The 22,766-nt window shown below is 73.3% G+C and carries 14 protein-coding genes and 1 pseudogene; 8 read left to right on the plus strand and 7 right to left on the minus strand.

What is annotated here, in order from left to right:
• Positions 1–43 precede the first annotated feature (43 nt).
• A complete protein-coding gene (locus tag ACIQGZ_RS20490) occupies positions 44–1,987 on the minus strand; it encodes an ABC transporter ATP-binding protein (protein ID WP_402603561.1) in 1,944 nt (647 codons plus the stop codon).
• 141 nt (positions 1,988–2,128) lie between these two features.
• Here ACIQGZ_RS20490 and ACIQGZ_RS20495 point away from each other — a divergent pair, with 141 nt between their 5' ends.
• The gene (locus tag ACIQGZ_RS20495; protein ID WP_402603562.1) at positions 2,129–2,374 is read left to right on the plus strand and encodes a hypothetical protein; all 246 of its coding nucleotides are present in this window, start codon (positions 2,129–2,131) and stop codon (positions 2,372–2,374) included.
• 142 nt (positions 2,375–2,516) lie between these two features.
• On the opposite strand, the gene ACIQGZ_RS20500 is transcribed toward ACIQGZ_RS20495, so the two are convergent.
• Together ACIQGZ_RS20500 and ACIQGZ_RS20505 are read right to left on the minus strand one after the other, a co-directional pair.
• Complete coding sequence (locus ACIQGZ_RS20500) at positions 2,517–2,855, minus strand: DUF5132 domain-containing protein (protein ID WP_402603563.1); 339 nt, start codon at positions 2,853–2,855, stop codon at positions 2,517–2,519.
• Between the two features lie 300 nt (positions 2,856–3,155).
• Entirely contained in the window at positions 3,156–4,853 is a 1,698-nt protein-coding gene (locus tag ACIQGZ_RS20505; RefSeq protein WP_402603564.1) for a DUF885 domain-containing protein, read from the minus strand.
• A 211-nt stretch (positions 4,854–5,064) separates the two neighbouring features.
• Between ACIQGZ_RS20505 and ACIQGZ_RS20510 the strand changes: the two genes are divergently transcribed.
• Genes ACIQGZ_RS20510 through ACIQGZ_RS20525 form a run of 4 tightly spaced genes read left to right on the plus strand, consistent with a single transcriptional unit; the run spans position 5,065 to position 10,397 of the window.
• Positions 5,065–6,648, plus strand: coding sequence for an ABC transporter substrate-binding protein (locus ACIQGZ_RS20510; protein WP_402603566.1), 1,584 nt, complete (start codon positions 5,065–5,067; stop codon positions 6,646–6,648).
• Positions 6,649–6,662: 14 nt separating this feature from the next.
• Positions 6,663–7,631: an ABC transporter permease gene (locus ACIQGZ_RS20515; RefSeq protein ID WP_402603568.1), complete on the plus strand. Its 969-nt coding sequence runs from the start codon at positions 6,663–6,665 to the stop codon at positions 7,629–7,631.
• 40 nt (positions 7,632–7,671) lie between these two features.
• On the plus strand, positions 7,672–9,609 hold the full coding sequence (locus ACIQGZ_RS20520) for a dipeptide/oligopeptide/nickel ABC transporter permease/ATP-binding protein (protein WP_402603569.1): 1,938 nt from the start codon (positions 7,672–7,674) through the stop codon (positions 9,607–9,609).
• On the plus strand, positions 9,606–10,397 hold the full coding sequence (locus ACIQGZ_RS20525) for an ABC transporter ATP-binding protein (RefSeq protein WP_402603571.1): 792 nt from the start codon (positions 9,606–9,608) through the stop codon (positions 10,395–10,397). The genes ACIQGZ_RS20520 and ACIQGZ_RS20525 overlap by 4 nt, the downstream gene beginning before the upstream one ends.
• A 253-nt stretch (positions 10,398–10,650) precedes the next feature.
• Here the strand turns inward: ACIQGZ_RS20525 and ACIQGZ_RS20530 are convergent, their stop codons facing one another.
• Both ACIQGZ_RS20530 and ACIQGZ_RS20535 read right to left on the minus strand, forming a co-directional pair.
• Positions 10,651–11,709, minus strand: a complete 1,059-nt coding sequence (locus ACIQGZ_RS20530) for an alpha/beta hydrolase (RefSeq protein WP_402603572.1) — start codon at positions 11,707–11,709, stop codon at positions 10,651–10,653.
• 741 nt (positions 11,710–12,450) lie between these two features.
• Positions 12,451–13,146 (minus strand): alpha/beta fold hydrolase, encoded by a 696-nt coding sequence (locus tag ACIQGZ_RS20535; protein ID WP_402603574.1) that lies wholly within the window; start codon positions 13,144–13,146, stop codon positions 12,451–12,453.
• 77 nt (positions 13,147–13,223) lie between these two features.
• On the opposite strand from ACIQGZ_RS20535, the gene ACIQGZ_RS20540 reads away from it, so the two are divergent.
• Together ACIQGZ_RS20540 and ACIQGZ_RS20545 are read left to right on the plus strand one after the other, a co-directional pair.
• Positions 13,224–13,805 carry a TetR/AcrR family transcriptional regulator gene (locus tag ACIQGZ_RS20540; protein WP_402603576.1) on the plus strand — a complete coding sequence of 194 codons (582 nt, stop codon included), beginning with the start codon at positions 13,224–13,226 and terminating at the stop codon, positions 13,803–13,805.
• A 369-nt stretch (positions 13,806–14,174) separates the two neighbouring features.
• Positions 14,175–14,291, plus strand: a pseudogene (locus ACIQGZ_RS20545) (IS5/IS1182 family transposase); the annotation flags it as partial.
• 102 nt (positions 14,292–14,393) lie between these two features.
• Here ACIQGZ_RS20545 and ACIQGZ_RS20550 read toward each other — a convergent pair.
• The gene (locus tag ACIQGZ_RS20550; protein ID WP_402603577.1) at positions 14,394–17,504 is read right to left on the minus strand and encodes a discoidin domain-containing protein; all 3,111 of its coding nucleotides are present in this window, start codon (positions 17,502–17,504) and stop codon (positions 14,394–14,396) included.
• 721 nt (positions 17,505–18,225) lie between these two features.
• Here ACIQGZ_RS20550 and ACIQGZ_RS20555 point away from each other — a divergent pair.
• On the plus strand, positions 18,226–21,423 hold the full coding sequence (locus ACIQGZ_RS20555; RefSeq protein ID WP_402603578.1) for an amidohydrolase family protein: 3,198 nt from the start codon (positions 18,226–18,228) through the stop codon (positions 21,421–21,423).
• Between the two features lie 112 nt (positions 21,424–21,535).
• Here the strand turns inward: ACIQGZ_RS20555 and ACIQGZ_RS20560 are convergent, their stop codons facing one another.
• The gene (locus tag ACIQGZ_RS20560) at positions 21,536–22,534 is read right to left on the minus strand and encodes an alpha/beta hydrolase (RefSeq protein WP_402603579.1); all 999 of its coding nucleotides are present in this window, start codon (positions 22,532–22,534) and stop codon (positions 21,536–21,538) included.
• Positions 22,535–22,766: the final 232 nt, after the last annotated feature.

Raw genomic sequence — 22,766 nt, forward strand, 5'->3', positions numbered from 1 at the left:
GTGACGTCACGCGGTGGGTGGTCGGGCGGCGCGGCCGGTGCGGTCAGGCGGCGAGTTCGCCGGCCTGGAGCTGCCAGAGGGATGCGTAGAGTCCGTGCCGGGCGAGGAGTTCGTCGTGGGTGCCCTGTTCGGCCACGACGCCGCCCCTGTCCATGACGTAGATCCGGTCGGCGTGGCGGACCGTGGAGAGCCGGTGGGCGATGACGACCATCGTCCGGTCGGCCGCGAAGACACGGAGCGTGCGCTGGATGGCGGCCTCGGTCTCGTTGTCGACGGCGGAGGTGGCTTCGTCGAGGATCACGACCGGCGCGTCCTTGAGGATCGCGCGCGCCAGGGCGATCCGCTGCCGCTGGCCGCCGGACAGGGCGGCGCCGCGTTCGCCGATCACCGTGTCGTAGCCGTCCGGCAGCGACGCGACGAAGGTGTGCGCCTCGGCCATCGTGGCCGCCTCGACCAGGGCCTCGTCCGAGGCCCCGAAGCTGCCGTAGCGGATGTTGTCGGCGATGGTGCCGTCGAAGAGGAAGGGGTCCTGGGCAACGAAGCCGATCGCGTGGCGCAGATCCCTGCGCGGTAGGTCGCGCACGTCCCGCCCGTCGATCAGCACGCTGCCGGACGCCACGTCCTGAAAGCGCATCAGCAGCTTGGCGACCGTCGTCTTGCCGGAGCCGGTGGCGCCGACGAGGGCGGTGACCTGCCCGGCGGGGATGGTCAGGGAGAGGTCCTCCAGGGCCGGCGGCCGGCCGGGGTAGGCGAAGGTCACGCCGTCGAGGACGATCTCGCCCCGGACCTTTTCGACGTCGAGCGGACCGCCGGTTCCTTCGGTCTCGGCGGGCAGGGCGTACAGCCGCCGGACCCGGTCGTGGGCGGCGAGCGTGCGCTGGTACTGGTCGACGATGCCGCCGAGCCGGTTCATCCGCATCAGGACCATCTGGGGCAGTCCGATCAGTGGGCTGAACACCTCGAACGGCAGACTGCCGCTCAGCACCGCCCGGCCGCCGATCAGCAGGGTGCCGGCCATCGAGCTGGTCGTGCAGACCCGGACGATCTCGGCGTGGCGGATCGTGCTCCGGTCGGTCTGCCGGCTGCTCTCCTGGACCTGACCGCTCAGCTCGTCGATGCGCTCGGCCTCGTAGTCCTCGGTGCAGAAGCTCTTGACGGTGGCGCCGGCCTCCAGGGTGTTCACCAGCTGGCTGTGCAGCCTGGCCCGGTCCTCGCCGGAGACGGCGTAGTCGGCCGCGACCTTGTCCTGGTAGTGGAACGACAGCCAGGCGATGACCGGGATGGGCAGGAACGCGATCCAGGCGATCTGCGGGGCCAGCAGCAGGAACAGCGGCACCAGGACGGCCAGGCTGGTGCCCAGTTGCAGCAGGTCGCCGGCCGAGGTCGCGAAGAAGGCGCCCAGCTGGCGGACGTCCTCGGTGAGCGCGCCGGCGACCCGGGTGGTCCGCTCGCCCTCCAGGTGTCGCAGTTCGAGGTGCTGCACGTGGGCGTACGTGCGGCCCCGCCAGTCGTGCTCGATGTCCTGGCCGAGTCGGCGCCACTGGAGGTTCGAGGCGTACGACAGGCCCGCCACGGCGGCGCAGGCGGCGGCCACCAGCCCCGCCAGTCCGCAGAGTTGAGCGGACGCGGTGGTCAGGCCGAAGCGGATCAGCGGCGCGGCCTCGCCCTTGATGAGGACCAGCGCGGTCCAGCCGAGGAAGGTGCCGAGCGCCATCTCCGCGATCTGGCAGGCGACGGACAGGGCGGAGGCACGGCAGAGCCGCCGGCGGTGCGGTCCGACGATCTCCAGCAGGGGGTGTCGTTCGGTTCCGGCTCCGGGCAGGTCCGTGGTCGCGTCGGCCGTTCGGCGCCAGGCCTTCCGGACGACGGCCCCGGTCGCCGCCGCCACGCCGCCCAGCGCGACCAGTTGCCTGCTGAGCGCCGACCCGCGGATCAGGGCGATCCCGGCCGCCACGCCGCCCCCGACGGCGAGCACGGGGCGTACCACGACGCCACGGTCGGCGCGCGGGGCCGGTTCGGCGGCGGACCGGGCCGGCCCGGGACGGGCGACCCTGGACACACCCTCCGTGACCAGGGCGACGGCCCTGCGGATGATCCGGTCGACGTCTGCGGCGCTTACGCGCACATCGTGCCGGACGAGGACCCGGCCGGTGATCGGGTTGGCCTGCGCCTGGGTGATCCCGGGGATCCGCCGCAGGGCCGCGGCGAGGACTTCGGCCGCCCGGGGCCGCCCGAGAACCGGTTTGACGTCCCAGCGCTGACGGCCCGGAATGACCGATCGCAGGCGCACTTCCAGATCCACGACGTGATTCCCGGCTGCGGCACCCAGCAGAGACGGCATGTGTACGATCACCTGTTTTGCGGAGGTCGCTGAAAACGTCACGGGCGTGACGTATTACTGCGACGGAGTGGAATTCTGAAGGAGGAGGGAAACCCGGCCGACGGGCCTGCGGCCGACCGCCGCCCGGACGCGCATCCGAGCCCGGCCGGAATGTGCGCCCAGGCGACCGGGGCCGTCAGTGCGCCTTGCCGACGCCGGCGGTGGTACGGACCCTCGGGGTCCTCGCCTCGCCCTCGGTCCGATCGGCGGAGTCGCCCTTCCCGGCGGCGGCCGGCCGGCCGTCGCCCGTACGGGCTCCGCCGTCACCGGCGGCGATCTGCGCCGCCACCACATCGGCGGCGACCTCGGCCGCGAGGTCGTGGATGTTCTCTCCGGCCTCGTGGGCCGCCTTCTTCACCTCAAGGACGATGCCGACGGAGGTCTTGACGACACCGCGCATCAGCGGCTTGAGGAGCCGTTTGGCGAGTGGCGCGACGACGAGGCCGACCAGGAAGGGCGGTACTAGGGGCGGCATGATGCTCCATCCTCTCTACATATACGCATGACAGGGGGCCCGGACACTGCGGATAGCGAAGCAGCGCCCAGCCGGGCGGACACAGCGGGGTCGCTTCCGCTTCCGGAATTCGGCAGTCAACCTGCCGAGCCGAATTCCTCAGGGGTGGAGCCCACTGCCCGCTCTGCCACCACCGTAGTCGAACCGTGGGCATCAAGGCCGAACAGCCTGGGCCGGTTCACTCGTGCGAGTGCTCTTGACCTTTCTGGGCACCACGGATTGCAAGGACACCCATTGAACGATTCGATCGTATTTTCATAATTATTGATGCTGGTATCCGAGTTCACGCGCCACCCGCCGCCGGAGGGCCGCAAACGGCAGCCCGCCGCCGCCCAGCACCACCTCATGGAAGGCCCGCACGTCGAAGCCGCCGCCCGAGCCCGCCTCGGCCCCGGCCCGCAGCCGGGTGAACTCCAGGTAGCCCGCACGGTAGGAGAGCGCCTGCGCGGGCAGGTCCGTGGAGTACCGCAGCAGGTCCGAGTCGATCTGGCCGTCCGCCTCGGTGGAGTTGGCGCGCATGAAGTCCCGCGCCTGCTCCAGGCTCATCGTCCCGAGGTTGAGCCCGGTGTCGACGACGAGCCGCTGCGCGGTGAACCGCTCCTGAGCAAGGCGCCCGTACGCGTCCCAGGGGTCGTCGTAGAGGCCCATCTCCCAGCCGAGGCCGGCCGCGTACTCGGCCCAGCCCTCGTTGAACGCGCCGAACTCCGCCACCTCACGACGCAGTTGCGGCAGGGTGCGGCTCTCCGCCTGCCGGGCGAGATGGAAGTGGTGCCCGGGTGCCAGCTCGTGGTAGATCAGCGAGGCCGAGCCCAGCAGGGACCTCCGGTCCAGCTCCGAGCCGTTGTAGCGGTAGCGCCCGACCGGGTCGGCTGCGGTCGGCGGCTCGTAGTATCCGAAGGTCATCCCCGCCTCCAGGGCCGGGTCCAGTCGGGCCAGCCCGTACGGGGCGGCCGGCAGAGCGGCGAACCACCGCGGCAGCAGCGGGGCCAGCCGGTCGAGGTGGCCCCGGTACCGGGCCTCGACCTCCTCCGGCGTCCGGGCGTACAGACGGGGCTCGGCCCGCAGCCGGTCGTGGAACTCGGCCTCGGAGCCGCGAAAGCCCAGGGCCGCCCGCAACTCCCCCATCCGTTCGGCGAGCTCGCGGCACTGCTCGCGGCCGAGCTCATGGAGCCGCTCGGGCGGCACGCCGTCCCCGGTGTGGGTCCGGACGAACTCCCGGTACGCCTGCTCACCGCCCTCGTACCGCGCCCAGCCGACGGCCTGCGGCGCACCGCACGCGGAGGCCGGGTCGTCGACGGCGGCGAGCAACCGGTCGAAGGCCGGCACCAGCTCGGTCGCCACCAGCCGTCGCACGCCGTCCCGGAGTAGCCCTCGGTCGGCCGGCCCCAGTCCGACGAGCCGGTCGTCGTCCACTGCCACCCGGCGGGCCACGGAGGACCGCAGGCCGGCGACGGTGGTGCGCACACCGGCCAGGGCCGGAGCGGGCACCCGGAAGCCGTGGGCGGCCTGCTGCACCGCCTTGTCGACGATCGAGCCGACCACCCGGCCCAGCCGGTGCACCAGCCCCAGGTACCGCTGGACGTCCGGTCGTCCGGTGAAGGTGAACGGGCGCAGCACCGCGTCGGTGTACAGCGACAGCGGGAACAGCCGGTACGGCGTGGCGGCGGGCGTCAGCCAGTAGCAGCGGCAGGCCCGCAGTTCCTGTTCGGCGAGCGCCGCGAGGAACGCCGCGGTGTCGGCGTCGACACCGGACAGCTCCGCGCCGTCGAGCATCCGGACCCGGTCCAGCACGCCCCGGGCGAACCGCGCCCGCTCCTCGGCCTCGGCGAGTGATGCCCCGGGCAGCGTCTCGACCCGGAGCCCCTGGCGGACCCTCAGCAGCGGGTCGCGTTCCAGCAGGAACCCCCAGTAGCGGTCCGCCAGGCGGCCGATCTCACGGCCCGGTTCGTCCGTCCTCATGCCGCAAGTGTGGCGACGGTGCGCCGCCCCGGTCGCCGGCCGACCGGGGGGAAGCCGCGCTGTCCCACGAACGGGTGAATCACGTGGGCCGCACCGCGCCCGCCCCGGTGGCCTCCGGCCCAGCGGGCAGGCGTCTCCCCCCTCTCGGCACGGACTGTCCACGCCGCCGGGCTGACCCTCCGTCGTCCGAGCCCGGTGGCACCATGACGCCATGCCCCGCCGTTCCCTGCCGATCCGCCTGGCGGCCGGCGTGACCGCCGCGACCGTCGTGCTGGCCGGCTGCGGCAGCACGGGGCGGTCCGCCACGACCACGCCCCTCGTGGCCGGCGGGACCGTCCGTATCGCGGCATCCGCCGAGACCCCGAGCTTCGATCCGTACTCCGCCTTCGGCGCCGCCCAGGCCGGCTACGCCTACGACTCGCTGGTCAACGTCGCCGCCGACGGCACCCTGGTCTCCGGCCTGGCCTCGTCCTGGCAGGCCACGACCACCACCGCCACCTTCACCCTCCGTCCGGGCGTCACCTGCTCCGACGGCACGCCCCTCACCGCCTCGGCGGTGACCCGGGCGCTGACCTACGCGGGCGACCCGGCCAACCAACTCGCCGGCGCCCAGGCCGTCCTGCCGACCGTCCCCTTCACCGCGAGCGCCGACGACCCGACCGGCACGGTGTCGGTGACCACCACCGCCCCCTTCCCGTTCCTCACCCGCACCCTCGGTCTGCTGCCGATCGTCTGCCCCGCCGGTCTGGACCACCCCCGGTCGCTCGACCGCACCACCCAGGGCACCGGCCCCTATGTGCTGACCCGCTACACCCCCGGCGGGCCGTACGAGTTCACCGTCCGCGACGGCTACACCTGGGGACCGGCCGGGGCGACGACGGCGGAGCCCGGCCTCCCCGCACACCTCGTCGTCTCCGTGGTGCCCCGGGCCTCCACCGCCGCCAACCTGCTGATCACCGGGGGCGTCGACATCGCGAACGTGGACGGGCCGGACCGCGCCCGGCTCACCGGCCGCGGCCTCGCCACCACCGACGTGGCGACCGTCGTCGGACTGACCTTCTTCAACCAGCGCCCCGGCCGACCCCTGGCCGACCCCGCCCTGCGCCGGGCCCTGGTATCCGCCCTCCACCGCCAGGGGCTCGCCAACGTCGCCGTCGGCGGCACCGGCCGGCCCGCCACCGACTTCGGCGCTGACGGCGCCGTCTGCCACGCCGACCTCGCCGCCGCCAACCTGCCCGCGCCGGACGCGGCCAAGGCCCTGCGCGGCGCCGGTTGGACCCGCGCCGGTGGCGGCCCCCTCGCCAAGGACGGCCGACCGCTCCGGCTACGCCTGATCACCAGCGCCGACCTCGGCCGGACCCTGCCCTCCGTCGCCGAGCTGATGGCCCGGACCTGGACGTCGCTGGGCGCGGACGTCAGGCTGGTCACCGAGAGCCTGCCGGCCCTCGTCAACGCCATGTACCGCACCGGTGACTTCGATGTCGTGGTCGGCACCTCACCGGGCTTCGCCCTGCCGGTCGGCTTCGTCCCGTTCTTCTCCGGCCCCACCCCCGCCCGGGGTCTCAACTTCGCGGGCGTCGCCAACCCCGAGTACGACGCGCTGGTCACCCGGGCGCTCCGGGAGGCGGACACCGCCGGCTGCGACACCTGGAACCGGGCCGCCGCCGCACTCCTCCGCTCGGCCGACGCGCTCCCGATCGCGGACGGCCGGAGCACCGTCTACGGCTACCGCACCACCTTCACGACCACCTTCGGCGGCCGGCTCGTCCCCACCAGCATCCGCCTCCACCAGTGACCGGGGGACCCAGCGTGTCCGTACCCCACCTGCTGCGGCACCCGTGGACGGCGTTCCTCGGCCGCCGGACCGCCCGGCTGCTCCTCTCGCTCGGGATCGTGCTCACCGCGTCGTTCGCGATGGTCCGCCTGGTCCCCGGCGACCCGGTCCGCGCCGCGCTCGGCGTGGACGCCCCGCCCGCCCTGGTGACCGCCCAGAGGCACCGGCTCGGGCTCGACACCCCCTTCCTGTCGCAGTACCGCCACTATCTCGACGGCCTCCTGCACGGCGACCTCGGCACCTCGCTGATCACCGGCACCCCGGTCGCGGAACTGGTCCGCACTCGGCTGCCGGCCACCCTGGAGATCGCCGGCCTCGCCTTCCTCGTGACCCTCGCCGTCGCCCTGCCCTGCGGCCTGCTCGCCGCCGTCCGCACCCGCGACGGCCGGCATCCGCGCACCGAGCTGGCGTTCACGGCGGTGAGCGCGGGCCTGACCGGGGTGCCGGACTTCGTCCTGGCGGCCGGGCTCACCGCACTGCTGGCCGTCGGCCTCCAGTTGCTCCCGGCGGCCGGCGCGGCAGGCGCCGCGTCCCTCGTCCTGCCGGTCCTCGCGCTCTCCCTCGCCCCCACCGCCGTCCTGGTGCGCATCGTCCGGGTGGAGGCGCTGAAGGTGCTGGACGAGGACTACATGCGCACCGCCCGGAGCAAACGGCTGTCCCCCGCGCGCCGCTACCTGCGGCACGCGGCGCCGAACATGGCGACCGCCACGCTCACCGTCGCCGGGAGCCTGCTGCCCGCCATGATCGCCGGCACGATGCTGGTCGAGAAGGTGTTCGCCTGGCCCGGCATCGGTTCGGCCATGGCGCAGTCCGTGGTCGCGCAGGATTACCCGGTGGTCCAGGCGATGGTGCTGATCCTGGGCACGACCGTGCTGCTCGCCGGCCTCCTGGTCGACATGCTGCTGGCGGTACTCGATCCGCGTTCCGCGATCCGGGAGGGGTGAGCAGCCGATGTCCCCTTCCACCAGGTGTCCGCGCCCGCCCATGGTCTGGATCGCGGCAGCCATGCTGGCGTCGCTGGTCGTGCTCGCGCTGGCGGGCCCGCTCGTCTGGGGCGCGGCGGCCGACCGCCCCGATCCCGCTGCGGTGCTGCGGGGCCCGTCCGCAGCACACCCGTTCGGCACCGACGACCTCGGCCGGGACGTGCTCGCCCGAGTGCTGACCGCCACCCGGCCCTCCCTGCTGTTCGCGCTGGCGGCGGCTCTGGTCGGCGCCGGTGCGGGCGTCCTCCTCGGGGCGTCCACCGCAGTCGTCGGTCCCCGCACCCGGCGGTGGCTCGGCGCGCTGATCAACCTCCTGCTCGCCTTCCCCGCGCTCCTGGTCGCGCTCTTCCTCGCGGTCGTGTTCGGCGCGGGCGCCGGCGGGGCGGTGCTCGCCCTCGCCGTCGCGGGAGTGCCCGGCTTCGCCCGCCTCGCCCAGACGCTCGCCGCCGCCGTCGCGGGCACCGACCACCTGGCTGCGGCCCGGGTCCTCGGCCTGCGCCGGTACCGGCTGCTGTGGCGACATGTCCTGCCCAATATCGCGGAGCCGCTGCTGCTCAGCGCCACCACGGCGGCGGGCACGGCCCTGGTCGCGCTTTCCGGGCTGAGCTTCCTCGGCCTGGGCGTCCAGCCGCCCGGCTACGACTGGGGACAGCTGCTCGACCAGGGGCTCGACCGCATCTACGCCGAACCCCTGCCCGCGCTCGCCCCGGGCCTGGCCGTCCTCTACGCCGCCCTGACGTTCCAACTGCTCGGTGAGGTCCTGGCCGGGGGCGCTGCCCGACGCAACCGGGCACCCGGCAGACCCGCGCCGCCGGTCGCGCCGAGCGGGCCCGCCGAGGACGGCCTCGTGCTCCAGGTCGAGGACCTCGGTGTCGAACTCCCCACTCCGCACGGCACGATCCGGCCGGTCCGCGGCGTGAGTTTCTCGCTGCGCCCCGGCGAGATGGTCGGGCTCGTCGGTGAGTCCGGCTCCGGCAAGTCGCTCACCGCGCTCGCGATCGCCGACCTCCTCCGGGACGGGGCGCGGGTGTCCCGCCGGACTCTCCGTCTGCTCGGCGCCGACCTCGCCGTCATGACGCCGAAGCAGCGTGAGCACCACCTCGCGACCGGACTGGCGTTGATCTTCCAGAATCCGGCCTCCGCGCTCAATCCGTCGCTCCGTGTCGCCACCCAGCTCACCGAGACCGCCCGGACCCACCGCGGCCTGAGCCGCGCCCAGGCCGCCGCGGACGCCGCCGAAGCGCTGCGCCGGGTCGCCCTCCCCCCAGCGGTGCTGCGCTCCCGCCCCCACCAGCTCTCCGGCGGGCAGCGCCAGCGCGTGATGATCGCGGCCGGACTCATGGTGCGGCCTAGCCTGATCATCGCCGACGAGCCGACGACCGCGCTCGACGTCACCGTGCAGCGGCAGATCACCCGGCTGCTCTCCGACCTCCGGCAGGACACCTCCGCCGCCATCCTGTTCATCAGCCACGACATCGCGCTCGTCGGCGAGTCGTGCGAACGCGTCCTGGTGATGTACGGGGGGACGATCGTCGAGACCCTGCCCGCCGACCGCCTCGCCGACGCCACCCGGCACCCCTACACCCGGGCACTGGTCGAATCGGTGCCGGACCTCGCCGGGCACCGCGACCGGCCGCTGCCGACGGTGGAGGGCGCGCCGCCCGATCCGCTGGCTGCCGCCCCGGGCTGCCCGTTCGAGCCCCGCTGCCCACGCCGCCGGGAACCCTGTGCCGAGGAGGCCCCACCGCTGGACAGCCTCGACGCGGTCCACCGGGTCGCGTGCTGGTATCCGATGCCGGCGGCAGCGGACCGGGTGGGGACGGCTCCGGCGGGGACGACTCCGGTGTGGACGACTCCGGTGGAGGCGGATCAGGCGGAGGCGGATCAGGCGGAGGCGGACCGGGTGAAGGTGGAGCAGGTGGAGGCGGAACCGTCATGACGGACCTGCGCCTCTGCGGCCTCACCGTCCGCCACCACGGCCCGCGCGGCCCCGTCACCGTCGTGGACGGCGTCTGGCTGGACATCCCGTCCGGCACCACGCTCGGGCTGGTGGGCGAATCCGGCTCGGGGAAGTCCAGTCTGTCCCGTGCGATCGTCGGGCTCGTCCCCGTGCACGGGGGCCGGGTCCTGCTGGGCGGCCGGGAGATCCGTGTCCGGACCGTCCGCGACCGGCGTCGGCTCGGCCGTCTGGTCCAGGTCGTCCTCCAGGACCCCGACACCGCGCTGGATCCCCGGATGACGGTCCGCCGGACGCTCGTCGAGGCGGCCACCGTCTTCCAGCGGCTCGACCGGCACGCCCGCGCCGAGCGCGTCACCGGCCTGCTCGGCCTCGTCGGCCTGGACCCCCGGCTCGCCGACCGCCTGCCACGGCAACTGTCCGGCGGCCAGCGCCAACGGGTCGCCATCGCCCGCGCCCTGGCCGTCGAACCCGGCCTCCTGATCGCCGACGAGATCACCTCGGCGCTCGACGTCTCGGTCCAGGCGTCCGTCCTCAACACGATCCGCGAACTCCAACGGCGGCTCGGCCTGACCGTGCTGTTCATCGGCCACAACCTGCCCGCGGTCTGCCATGTCTCCGACGCGGTGGCGGTGATGCGGCACGGCCGGATCGTCGAGACCGCCCCCACCGAGTCCCTTCTGCGCGCCCCGCAGCACCCGTACACCCGGGCGTTGCTGGCGTCCGTGCCGAGCCTGCGCACGGCTCCGCCCCAGGGGAGGCCGTCGTGACCGCCGCCCGGCCGGACGCGGTGACGGTCGGCACCGATCTGGTCGGCGCCGCGTCGCCGCCGCTGCCGGACACCGCCGCCCTACTCGTCGGCAACGCCCGGCCGACCGGCCGACGACCCACAGAAGTGCGTCGAGACCGGTCACGGCCCCGACGGCGACCCGGTCCACCGCCGTTGCGAGCGCACCGGCAGCGCCGTGGGGCCGGGCCCCTGCTCCCGCCGGCACCCGACCCGGGCCGACTCCGCCCGCACCGTCAAGGGCTGATCGCGCTCACCTCCCGCACCAGATCCCCGACCACCTCGGCCACGAACCCGGGAACCTCACGCGGGAAGTCGTGGCCGGTGCCCTCCGGCGTGTACACCAGCCGGGACGCCGTCGACGCCGCCAGGTAGCGGGTCCTCGTCCGAAGGTAGAAGCGGGCGGTCCGTTCAGCCTCGGCCGGGTCCCGGGCGGCGTCCAGCACCGTGTCGCCGCCTGTGAGATCCCGGGGTATGACCAGCACCAACGGCAGATCGCCGAGATCCTCGTCGTACACCACGATCTCCCAGCCCACCCCCGCCAGGCCGGACGGCGACAGTTCGGCGAAGATCGACGCCGCGGCGCAGGCCCGGCCGGTCCGGCCACCGGCATCCCGGTGCACACCGAACAGCTGCCGTACTGCCGTCAGCACGAACCTCCGACGCACCCCGGCGACCATCGGATTGGGCCCGAAGGCGATGACCTCCAGCGGTGTCGGGTCCAGCAGCACGAGTCCCGCCACCAGATCCGGCCGCCTCCTCGCCACGTTCGCGACCAGCAGCCCGCCGAAGGAGTGGCCGACGAACACGTACGGGGCCCGCTCCCCCGCCCCCTCCAGCGCCGCCACCAGCTCCTCCGCCTCGGCCGCCGTCGTCCGTGGGAACGGCCCGGCATCACTCCAGCCCGAGCCCAAGCGGTCGACCAGCACCGAACGGGTCCACGTCGCCGTCATCTCATGCAGCTGCCGGAACTCCTCACCCGGGGCGTGTCCCCCCGGCATCCAGACGACGGCCGGCCCGTCCCCGGCATCGCCCTCCGCGAGAACGTGCATCCGGTGGCCTCCCACATCCACCAGCTTCCCCGGCATCGGCCGCGCCCGCGCCTCGCGGGCCACCAGCAGCAGGTGCCGCACCGCTCCCACCGCCAGCAGGGCACCGACAGCCACGGCCGACCACCCGAGCGCCACCGCCCAGGCGCTCTCCAACGCCACGAGGCCGATGCCCACCGCCGTCACCAGCAGCGCGACCGGTACGCCCAGCCAGTCCCGGCTCAGCAGGGCCAGCCAGGCGTTCACGACCCGTCCGTCCCCGCACATCGGCCCTCCGCGGCAGCACCATCCGAAACCGGCCCCCGCGTCTCATTCCTACCCCCATGCAGGTACGCCACCCGACAACCGTTCGAGAACACCCCGCGCACGGCCGCCCCGGGCCGCGGAGAGCATCGTCGGGGTTCCCGGCTCTGCCGCCACCAGCCATCACCCTCCAAGCCGATCCACCGGACGGTTACGCACCGTAATAACGTCCCACGACCGCCGCCCTGGCTTCGAACCGCCGCATCGTCGATGAATCACAGCCAGGCTCGCCAAGAAAATCGCCGCAGTTCACAGGCGCAGGCGGTCGCCCGATTCGCTCCTCAGGCGCCGTGATCCGCTCATCGGCCCGCGCCCACAGGGATGGTCCGGCCGGGATCACCGACCGGACCGGCGGTCGCGGACGGCCGGCGCCGTCCCGCCGCTCGGGGCCGCCTGCGCCGGGGAGGCCGTGGCCCAGGGCAATGGAGACCCACCGCAGCGGCTGTGCTCTCGGTGCGGCGCGGGTTGCGGGTCGCGTTGAGTGCGGCGAGCTTTCCGGGAGTGCGGACCGCGGGCCGGGGTGATCAGCGAGCGGGACAGCAGCGGCGGCAGCCGCACGACACCCGGGCCGGTCGGCGTCATCGCTCACCAGCGCCGAGGGGGTCTCGACGTCTTGGTTGCGGTAAGCCGCGTACGCCCGGAGCAGGAGCGCTCGGCGGTCCGCCGACGCGCGGCCGGGCGCCGTCACAGGCCGAGGATCACTTCGCGTACCGCGGCCGGCTGGGAGAGGAACGGGTGATGGCCGGCGTCGAGTTCCACGACGCTGCCCGCCCGGCCGGCGTACTCGCGTTGCAGTTGGGCGGGGGTGCCTCTGTCCTGGGCGCAGACGAGGTACGTCGAGGGCACGTGCCGCCACGCCGTTGCCTTCACCGGCTGCTCAAGGACCGCCAGGCTCTGCGGGGCCGTCCGGTCCGCAGCCCGTCGCCGGATCTCCGGATCGCAGTCTTGGAGGAACGTTGCGGCCAGAGCGTCGGGCCGGACGGTGAAGGTGCCGGCCTCGGGATCGATGTCGAGGAACGGGGCGGGCTCCTCGCCGCCGAACGAGGAGAGGCTCTGCCCGACCTCGGGCAGGTAGCTCGACACGAGCAGCAGGTGGCGTACGGCGTCGATGCCCGCAGCTGCCTCCGCGGTGACGATCCCGCCGTAGCTGTGGGCGACCACGACGGTCGGTTCGTCGTTCGCGGTCAACACGTGTCTGACTGCGGCGACATCCTCGGCCAGCCCGGGGCCTCCCGCGCCCGGCGGCTCACCCGTCTCGCCGCAACTCGGCAGGGCGGGCGCCTCGCTGGTGACACCCCGCTCGGCCAGCAGCTCACCGGTTCGGTGCCACCACCACGATCCGTCCTTGACGCATGCCCCGTGCACGAAGACGACCCTCATCATGACCTCCTCGTTTTCTTTCGGCTACCTGTCGAGCCATAGTAGACGTACCATCAGTTACGTGAAACGATGACGCGATGGGCAGGCAGCGACAACCGCAGATCAGACAGCGGCTTCTCCTCGCGTGCACCGACTACTCGCTCGAGCACGGGCTCCCCGACCGGCTCGAGCCGTTGGCCACCGCCGCGGGCACCTCGAGCCGGATGCTGATCTACCACTTCGGAACCCGTGACGGACTGCTCCGCGAGATCCTCGGACAGGCCCGGCAGCGCCAGCTCCAGGCCTTCACCGACCTGATACGCCTGCGACCTGACGAGCCCTACCCGGCGACCCTGGCCCGCGCCTGGTCCGCGATCTCCGGGCCGGAAGGCGAGCCCTACCTCCGTATGTTCAGCCGGCTGCACGACACCGCAGGAGAGCCCCTCTGGCCCGGCTTTCGGCGGACCGCGACCACCGACTGGCTCGCGCCCATCGAGGCCGGCATGCGCAGCCTCGGGCGCCCCGAGCTGGCCACCGTCGTGCTCGCCGTCATCCGTGGCCTCCTCATGGACCTGGACGCAACCGGCGATGCCGCACGCACGCACCGGGCCTTCCATGACTTCCTCACCACGGTCGGCAGTGCCGAGGGCGCTGAGGTCGATTCAGTGGGCCTGGTGTAGGGGCTCCGGACCGGGCGGGTGGCGGGTCTGTTGCGGGGTGCGCCGGCGCAGCGTCATGTCGGTCATGGCTTCAGGTCCGGCCCACACGCCGGGTGGTCGAGCGCGCCTTCGCCCGGATCACCATGCGGACGACGCCCGGCCCGCGACTGCGGAAGGTATCTCCGACATCAGATCCGCCGTGTGCACCTTCAGCTCCAGCCGCTCTGGGAACGCAAGGTCGGCGGACAACGGCTTCACCTTCTCGACAAGCCGGTGGCCGACGGGCTGTCACTGCGGGACTCGGCCAGTGGCGGCAGCGGGCCCGACCCGAGGCTCCCGAGCCGTTGGGAGAGGTGTTCGAAGTCTCAACCCGCCGGCACAGGGGTGTCGTTGCTTCCCTGGTCTGCCGCACTCGACCTGCCGCACGCCTTGGTCGAGTGGGTCACGGTGCTCACCCTCACTCGTGCGGGTGACCAGCGGTGCAAGCTCCCTCCGCACCAGCGTGCGCGCTCGTCGCCCTCGTCCACGCAGAGGCGAGCCGCCTCCGCCATGGGGCGGAGACGGCCTTCGACCTGGTGGTCGGCCCGGATATCGAAGCGGCCAGGGTGGTTACTGGTTCCAGACCTGGAACTCGGAGATCTGGCCGGCGGGCCAGCCGGTGTTGGCGGTGACGGTGAGCCGTATGTACCGCTGCGAGGTGGGCGGGAAGGTGATGGTCACGCTGTTGCCGGCCGACGGGGTGAATGTGTAGGTCGCCGACGGCTTCAGGGTGGTGAAGCTCTGCCCGTCCACTGAGCCGAGCACGGACAGCGTCTCGTCACGCGTACCCCAGCCGGCGGGCAGTTGGAGCACCAGCCGGCTCACCGACTGCGACGCTCCCAGATCCACCTGCACCCACTGCGGGAACGCGTTGTTCGCGCTCTCCCAGTACGAGTTCTGGTTGCCGTCGGTCACATTGGACGACCCGTACACATCGGTGTGCGAGGACTCGCCGGTCGGCCTGCCCGCAGCCAGATTGGTGGGGCCGGCGGTCGCGCCGGTACCCGACAGCGGCACCGTGGACGGGCTGTTCGACGCGTTGCCGGTGATCGTGACCGACCCGGTCCTGGCGCCCGACGCGGTCGGCGTAAAGCGGACGTTGACCGTGCACGAGGCGTTCACGGCGAGCGCCGTGCCGCAGTTGTTCGTCTGGCTGAAGTCTCCCGAGGCGGCGACCGAGGAGAGCGAGGCGGCCGCCGATCCGGTGTTGGTCACCGTGACGGCCTGGGCCGCGCTGGTCGTGCCGACGGTCTGGCTGCCGAAGCCCAGCGCGGACGGGCTCGCCGTGAGCGAGGCGCTACCGCCGCCGCCCGAGGTGGCGAACGCCATGCTGTTGAGGTTCCACCCGCCATTGTCCTGATGGACGGTCAGGACCTGTCGGCCCGCAGGCAGCGTCACCTGAGTGGTAGCGGTCCCCCAGGTCTGCCACCCGCCGGTGGCCGGGAGATCGACGGCGCCGCTGAGATCGGCGCCCGACGCGTTGGACAGGTGCAGCGCGCCGCTGACCGCGTCGGGTGCGGCGACCCGCAGGCTGACCGTGTATGTGCCGGCCGTGGCGACGTCGACGGTGTAGCGGAACCACTGGCCGCCCGTCGTCCAGCCGAGGTTGTAGCCGCCGCCGGTGTCGGAGGTGGCCTCCAGGTCAACGCCCTCGGCGCGGTAGTCGTTGCCGTTGCCGTTGACGGAGGTGACGTTGAAGGCGACGCCCTGGCCGCCGGTGTCGTAGTCCTCGGCCTGGACGAGCCCCGGGACGGCGGCGGGGGTCCCGCCGTACGGGCCCTCCACGATGCCGCCCCCGCTCTGCCAGCTGTTGCCGCTCGCGGTGGTGGTGAAGCCGGCGGAGTTGTTGGCGAAGGCGATCTTCCCGGCCCCGAGGCCGGTGACGGTGTTGCCGGTGAGGGTGGCCGAGCCGGTGGGCGCGGGGTAGAACGGCGGGGCGATGACGACGCCGTTGCGCCAGGGCGCGGTCACCGTGTTGTTCCGGAGCAGCGTGTTGGTGGAGGTGGAGAAACCCACCCCGTCGTACAGGGCGTTGAGCACGGTGTTGTCGGTGACGGTCACCTGGTCGACGACGCCGACGTTCTGTCCGTCCCCGCCGTTGCCCACCTGGAGGGCCGGTTGGCCCTGGCTGTAGCCGTTGCCGCCCGAGCGGACGACGACGTTGCCGTTGACCGTGGCGCCGAGCAGATCGCTGCCGTTGACGCCGAAGCGGCCGGCGCCGAGTCCGATGTAGCGGGCCGTGTCGGCGATGTAGTTGTCCTCGACGTCCTGGTCGCTGCCGCCGTAGATCCCGATGCCCTTGCCTCCCCAGGGCGCGATGACGGTGTTGTGCGTCATCGTGATGTGCGACATCGGGGTGTAGTAGGTCCTGTTGCCGTTGGAGTCGGTGTTGTAGTTGACCGAGTTGATGGCCATCCCGTCGTCACCGGAGCCGCGTACGAAGTTGTTCGTCGCGGTGAGGTTGCTTCCGACGGAGTTGTTCAGCGACACGTTGTTGAGGTTGATGCCGTCGGCCCAGGCCTCGGTGACGCGGCTGTTCCTGACCGTGCCGCCGGTGCCGGACGCCCAGTAGCCGGACTCGACGTGCTGGCTCCAGATCCCGTCGGCGACCCAGTCGGACCCGGAGGTGTCCATGGCGCCGCCACCGCCGTCGACCATCTCGCGGCTGGTGGAGTTGGTGTCGAGGTGGAGGTTCTGGACGTGGCACGAGGTCAGCTCGAACAGGGCGGCCAGCGGGACGTTGTTGGGCAGCGGGATCTGGCGGTAGATCGTGCTGTACCACATGCCGGCGCCGGCGATGGTGATGCCCTGGGCCTTCAGGCCCGTGGTGCCCTTGAGGTAGAACGTGCCGGCCGGAATCCACAGGGTCTTGTGCTGGGACTGGGCCTGGTTGATGCAGTTCTGGATGGCCGTGGTGCTGTCGACGGCGGCACTGTCCCCGGTCCCGTTGGTCGGGGTGTTGTCGGCCACCGCGCCGCAGCTGGTGATGGAGATGGAGTCGGCGGGCTGGGCCGCCGGCGGCGGCGGGTTCTCCACGTCGATGACGTCGAGGTAGTAGAACGCGGCCGTGTTCGCGGCGTCCTTCTTCAGTTCGATCGTGCTGCCGGGGGCGATCGGCGCGCCGGTGACGAAGGTGTGCGCCTCGTCGAAGTACTCACGGGGGTTGCCGTCGGCCGGGTTCTGGTCGCTGCCGTTGTAGTGGTTGCTGCCGCCCTCGTAGAACCAGCTCTGGCGGGAGTTCAGGTTCAGCGCCTGCCGGAACACGCCGTCGACATAGAGGTCAAGGGTCGCGGTGGTGCCGCCGCCGGTGGCGGAGTCCGGGATGCTCGCGCGGAGGTTGAGCGTGCTGATCGGGGCGCCGGTGGTATTGGTCCACCGGACGCCCTGGCCGACGCCGGTGAGCTGGACGTATGCGTGTCCGGACGCCTCCAGCGCGGGACTTGAGTACTGCGTAGTCGGCGCGGCGGTCAATGACACGGCGGAGGCGCCACCGGTGAGCGTGCCCGCTTCGGCCTCGAAGCTGGTGAACGGGACCGTCGCTCCGGCCCCGGTACTCGCTGCGGCACCGGCGCCCGTCGCTGCTCCCGCCGTGCTGGCCGGGACCAGCGTGGAGACGGCGAGTAAGGCGGAGAGGAGCAATCCGGTCCAGGCACGTGGGGCAGCGTTCGGCAGGTGTCTCATCAGGTCCCTCCCTGGGACGTCCGGAGATGTCGTTCTGCCAGGCATGGCGTCGGCGTTCCGAGATCCGCGAACGCCGGCTGCGACGGCCCCATGGGGCGACGGCCGCCCAGGGGAAAGCAGCGCGCAGAGGGAACGTAGTCGGGTCGACAGCAGAACGCAATAGGTTGATGCATCCATGCAAATATCCAACTTGATTGCGGAGCAATCCACTTGCCGCTCAACGCGGGACGGACCGGTCGGGGTTGGTGCCCGGGATCGGTGCAGTCGGCCGGTCACACCGCGCCTGTTGCGGCTGCTCACGACCGGGCGGCGCGGGGGCGCCCAGGTCGGGCGGAAAGGGGCAGGCGGCATCGCCTGCGGAAGCGGCAGCCCGTACCGCAGCTCCTTCCGGGACGGGGGCCACACCGAAGTGGCCACCCGCGCCCGCGCTTCCGTCAGCCGTCGCTGCGGCGGCCCCAGCAGGTGATCAGCGGCGCGGTGGTGACATCGAGGGTGGGGCGGCAACGCCGTGGTGCGCGCCCTCGGGAGCCGACGTGGGGGGGCAGACTGCCGCCGAAGCCCCGCCGCACCGGGCCGCCGCCGCACCGGTGCCCGGTCGGCGGCATCGACGCTGCCCTGTCGGGCTGACCCGTTGTTTGGCGGGCGCCCCCCGGGTGGAACGCTCCAGTCCGGTTCAGCGCCGCCGCGCGACCCGCCCGCCCCCGCCTGGTGAGGAGTACCTGTGGTGGAGACCCATGGCGTCAGCCGGCGCGGCTTCCTCCACGCGGCGTCCGCCGCCGGACTGGCAGCCGCGACACCCCCGTCCGCACCGTCCGCGTCCGCCGCTGCCGCCGACACGCGCCGTACGACCCTGACCCGCACCGCCGCGACGGGAGGGTCCGTCACCGCCTCCCCGGACGGGAAGTGGCTGATCGCCGAGGTGCAGGGCATCCTGTGGCGACTCCCGCGCCACGGCGGCGAGGCGGTGCGGCTGACCGACTGGGACCTGGAGCCGACCCGGCCCGCCTTCTCCCCGGACGGCTCGGCGGTGGCGCTGTGCGCCTACCGGGGCGGCGGCTTCCACCTGTGGACCATGCGGCCGGACGGCACCGGCCTGCGGCAGCTCACCGGCGGCCCCTGGGACGACCGGGGCGTGGCCTGGTCACCGGACGGCACCCGGCTCGCGTTCTCCTCCGAACGCGGCGGCGACGCGGTCACCGGAAGCTCCTACGGCATCTGGACCCTGGAGCTGCGCAGCGGCCGGCTGACCCGGCTGACCGGCGGCCCGCACCAGGAGAACGAGCCCCGGTCGGCCGGCGGTGCGGCCGACGGCCCGTACGAGGACTACGACCCCGCCTGGACGCCGGACGGCCGCCATGTGGTGTTCGTCCGCGCCGCCGCCGCAACGGGCGGCGGGACGGACGGCGGTCTGACCCTGGCCCGGGTCTCCGCCGCAGGCGGCCGGGTGACCGTCCTGCGCTCGGTGGCCGCAGGCCGCCTGCTGTGCCCGTCCGTCTCCCCGGACGGCCGCGTCGCCCACCTCCAGCTGACCGGCACCACCGACACGCCGTCCTCGCCCGCCGTCGGCGCCGCGCTCATGGTGGACGGCCGGCCGGTCACCACCGCCGAGGACCTGGCCGCAGCGCCACCCCAGTGGATTGGGGCGGACCGGTTGCTGTACCTCGCCGACGGCCGCATCCGCATCCGCACGCTGTCCTCGCCCACGGTCGAGGAGATCCCGTTCACCGCCCACCAGCCGGTACGCCGCCCCCGCTACCCGCCGAAGCGCCGCGACCCGGACTCCACCGCGCCCGCCCGGGTACGCGGCATCCACCTGCCCGCCCTCGCGCCGGACGGCCGACGCGTGGCCTTCGCGGCGCTCAACGCCCTGTGGCTGATGCCCCTCGGCGGGGCCGCGCCGCGCAGGCTCGTCCAGGAGGACCCCGCCCGCTATCTGCAGATGCCGTCCTGGGCACCGGACGGCCGCTCCATCCTCTACTGCACCGACCGCGCCGGACTCACCGCCGTCCACCGCCACCACCTCGGCGACGGCCGCGAGACCGTGCTCGCCGCCGGCGGCCGGCTCCACCCGGCCCTCTCCCCGGACGGCACCCGGCTGGCCTGCCAGGACACCGCCGGCAACCTGCTGCTGCACGACCTGGCCACCGGCACCCACCGCGTCCTGGCCGCGCCGCTCGGCGGCGGCGGTCTGCCGGGCGCCCCCAGCTGGTCCGGTGACGGCCGGTACCTGGCGTTCTGCGACCGCAACCGGCTCAACCGGCGCTTCCGCGAGGGGTACAACCTCATCCGGGTCATCGACACCGCGACCGGCGCCGACACCCGCCACCTGCCCGCCGACCACCAGTCGCTGTCCGACCGCTGCGCCGCCGGGCCCGTCTGGTCCCCGGACGGCCGCTGGATGGCGCTCGTCCTGGAGTCCGCCCTGTGGCTGCTGCCCGTCACCCCCGAGGGCGCCCCCGCCGGACCGCCACGCCGACTCAGCGACGAGCCCGCCGACCACCCCACCTGGGCCGCCGACTCCCGCACCCTGCTCTACCTCTCCAACGGCAGGCTGCGCCTGACCGACCGGGACGGCACCGGGCGGCGCACCGTCCCCGTCGCCCTCACCGCCCGCCGCAGCCTGCCGCCGCGCCGCGACACCGTACGCGTCCACGCCGGCCAGCTGTGGGACGGTACCGCCGAGCGCCCCCGGCACGACGTGGACATCGTGCTGACCGGCCACCGGATCACCGCCGTCGAACCGCACCGCGCGCACCGGCCGACGGGCCGCACCATCGACGCCTCCGGCCGGACCGTCATCCCCGGCCTGTTCGACAGCCACACCCATCCCTGGCCCGACATCTACGGCGGCCGGCAGAACCTGCTCGCGCTCGCCTACGGCATCACCACCACCGCCTCCATGGGCGGCTTCGCCTACGAGGGCGCCCGGCTGCGCGAGTCCCTGGCGGCCGGCCGCCAGACCGGCCCCCGGCTGCTGGCCACCGCCGAACTCATCGACGGCTCCCGCGTCGCCTACAGCATGGGCCGCGCCCACCGCACCGGCGCCGGAGTCCGCCGCACCCTGCAACGCGCCGCCGCCCTGGACGCCGACTTCGTCAAGACCTATGTCCGCGCGCCCGGCTGGACCATGGCCCTGGCCGCCCGCACCGCCCACCGGCTCGGTGTGCCCTGCGGCAGCCACCTGTGCTTCCCCGGCCGCGACGCGGGCCAGGATCTGACCACCCATCTCCAGGCCACCCAGCGGCTGGAGTACGGGCATGCCACCACCCCCCTCGGCCACATCCACCAGGACCTGCTCCATGAGTACGCGGACGGCGCCTTCGCCCTCATCGCCACCCCCTTCACCGCCCTGCCGCTGCTCGGCGCGGACCCCGCCCTCGCCGACGACCCCCGGGTGACCGCCCTCATGCCGCCCTGGGACACCGCCACCGTGCGCGAGGCCGCCAAAGCCGCCCCCACCGCCCAGCAGTTGCACGCCCTCGCCGCCGAGATCCGCGACTACCGCGCCCTCGTCGCCCACGGCGCCACCCTCGCGCTGGGCACCGACGCACCCCTCGTCCCGGTCGGCCTCCATCTGCACCTGGCCCTGCGCGCCCTGCACGCGTACGGCTTCACCCCCGCGCAGGCACTGCGCTGCGCCACCTCCGTCCCGGCCCGGATCTTCGGCCTCCAGGACGACCTGGGCACCGTCGAACCCGGCAGGATCGCCGACCTCACCGTGGTCGACGGCGACCCCTTCACCGACTTCGCCTCCCTGGTCCGCACCCCCATGGCCATCCGCGACGGCGTACCCCACCACCAGGCCGACCTGCTCGCCGCCCACCCCGCGCATGGGCACGGCGCCGCCGAGCACGCCGCCTGGCTGGAGGTCGGCCGCGCCCTGCGCCACGACGCCTGCTGCCACCCGGCGGCGGGTTGAGGTGAACGTCCGACCTGCTCGGCGGCCGGCGCGGGAAGGAGTGCGGCACTGTCACACGCAGACGTGCTGCTCGGTGACGTGGTACGGGGCGGATGGCCGGGGTGCCCGCCGGTCAGCGGGCCGTCTCGGGGTGCCGCTGCTTCGCGTGCAGGGTGCTGTACAGGGTGTCGGCGGCCAGGTGGCGGGCGACATTGGTGGCGCGGCAGTGGCGGAGGCTGTCGAGCATGAGGAAGTCGTGGACCACGCCGAGCACCCGGACGGCGGTGACGTTCACCCCGGCCTGGCGGAGCTTGGCGGCGTACGCTTCGCCCTCGTCGCGGAGCACATCGGCCTCGTCGGTGATGACCAGGGTGGTGGGCAGACCGTGCAGCTGGTCCACCGACGCCCGGAGGGGTGAGGCGTAGACCTCCCGGCGCTGGGCCTGGTCGGTCGTGTACTGGTCCCAGAACCACCGCATGCCGTCGCGGGTGAGGTAGTAGCCCTCGGCGAACTGCTGGTAGGAGGGGGTGTCGAAGTTCGCGTCGGTCACCGGGTACAGCAGCACCTGCGCGCTGAGCCGGACGCCGCCGCGCTCCTTGGCCATCAGCGCGAAGACGGCGGCCATGTTGCCGCCGACCGAGTCGCCGCAGACCGCGAGGCGGGAGCCGTCCAGGCCGTGCCCGGCGCCTTCGGAGACGATCCACCGGCCCACCGCCCAGTTCTGCTCGATCTGGGTGGGGTACTTCGCCTCGGGGGCGCGGTCGAAGACGGGGAAGACCACCGCCGCCTCGGCGCCGACGGCGAGTTCGCGCACCAGCCGGTCATGGGTGGCCTCGTCGCCGAAGACCCAGCCCGCGCCGTGGAGGAAGAGCACCACCGGGAGGGTGCCGGTGGCGCCCTTGGGGCGGATGACACGGGTGGGAACCCGGCCGTACCGGCCCGCGTCCACGGTGATCCACTCCTCGTCCACCTCGGGCCGCTCCACGCCCTTGCCGCTCTGGAGGTCGGCCAGGATGCCGCGGCCCTGCTCGGGGGGCACTTCGTAGATGCGCGGGTGGGGGGAGGTCGCCTCGGCCAGTTCCCTGGCGGCGGCTTCGAGGACGGGGTCGGGGGGCGCGGGCAGCTGGGACATGCGGCGTTCCTTTTCCGTAGACGTTCCGTGGACGGGCGGAGGGGCGGCTCGCGCGGCGAGGCGCCCCCTCAAGCCTCACCGCACACGGGCGATCCGCAACCGCAGGCGCCGCAGAGGTGTTGACAGTGATCAGTCAGTTCACTCACACTCGCCGGGAGAGCGCTCTCCCGTTAGGCAACCAGTACGGAGCAGCCCGCAGCCACCGTGACGCCGCCGGCCGGTCGAGCAGCGG

The organism is Streptomyces sp. NPDC092296 (assembly GCF_044755465.1).
GTDB lineage: Bacteria > Actinomycetota > Actinomycetes > Streptomycetales > Streptomycetaceae > Peterkaempfera.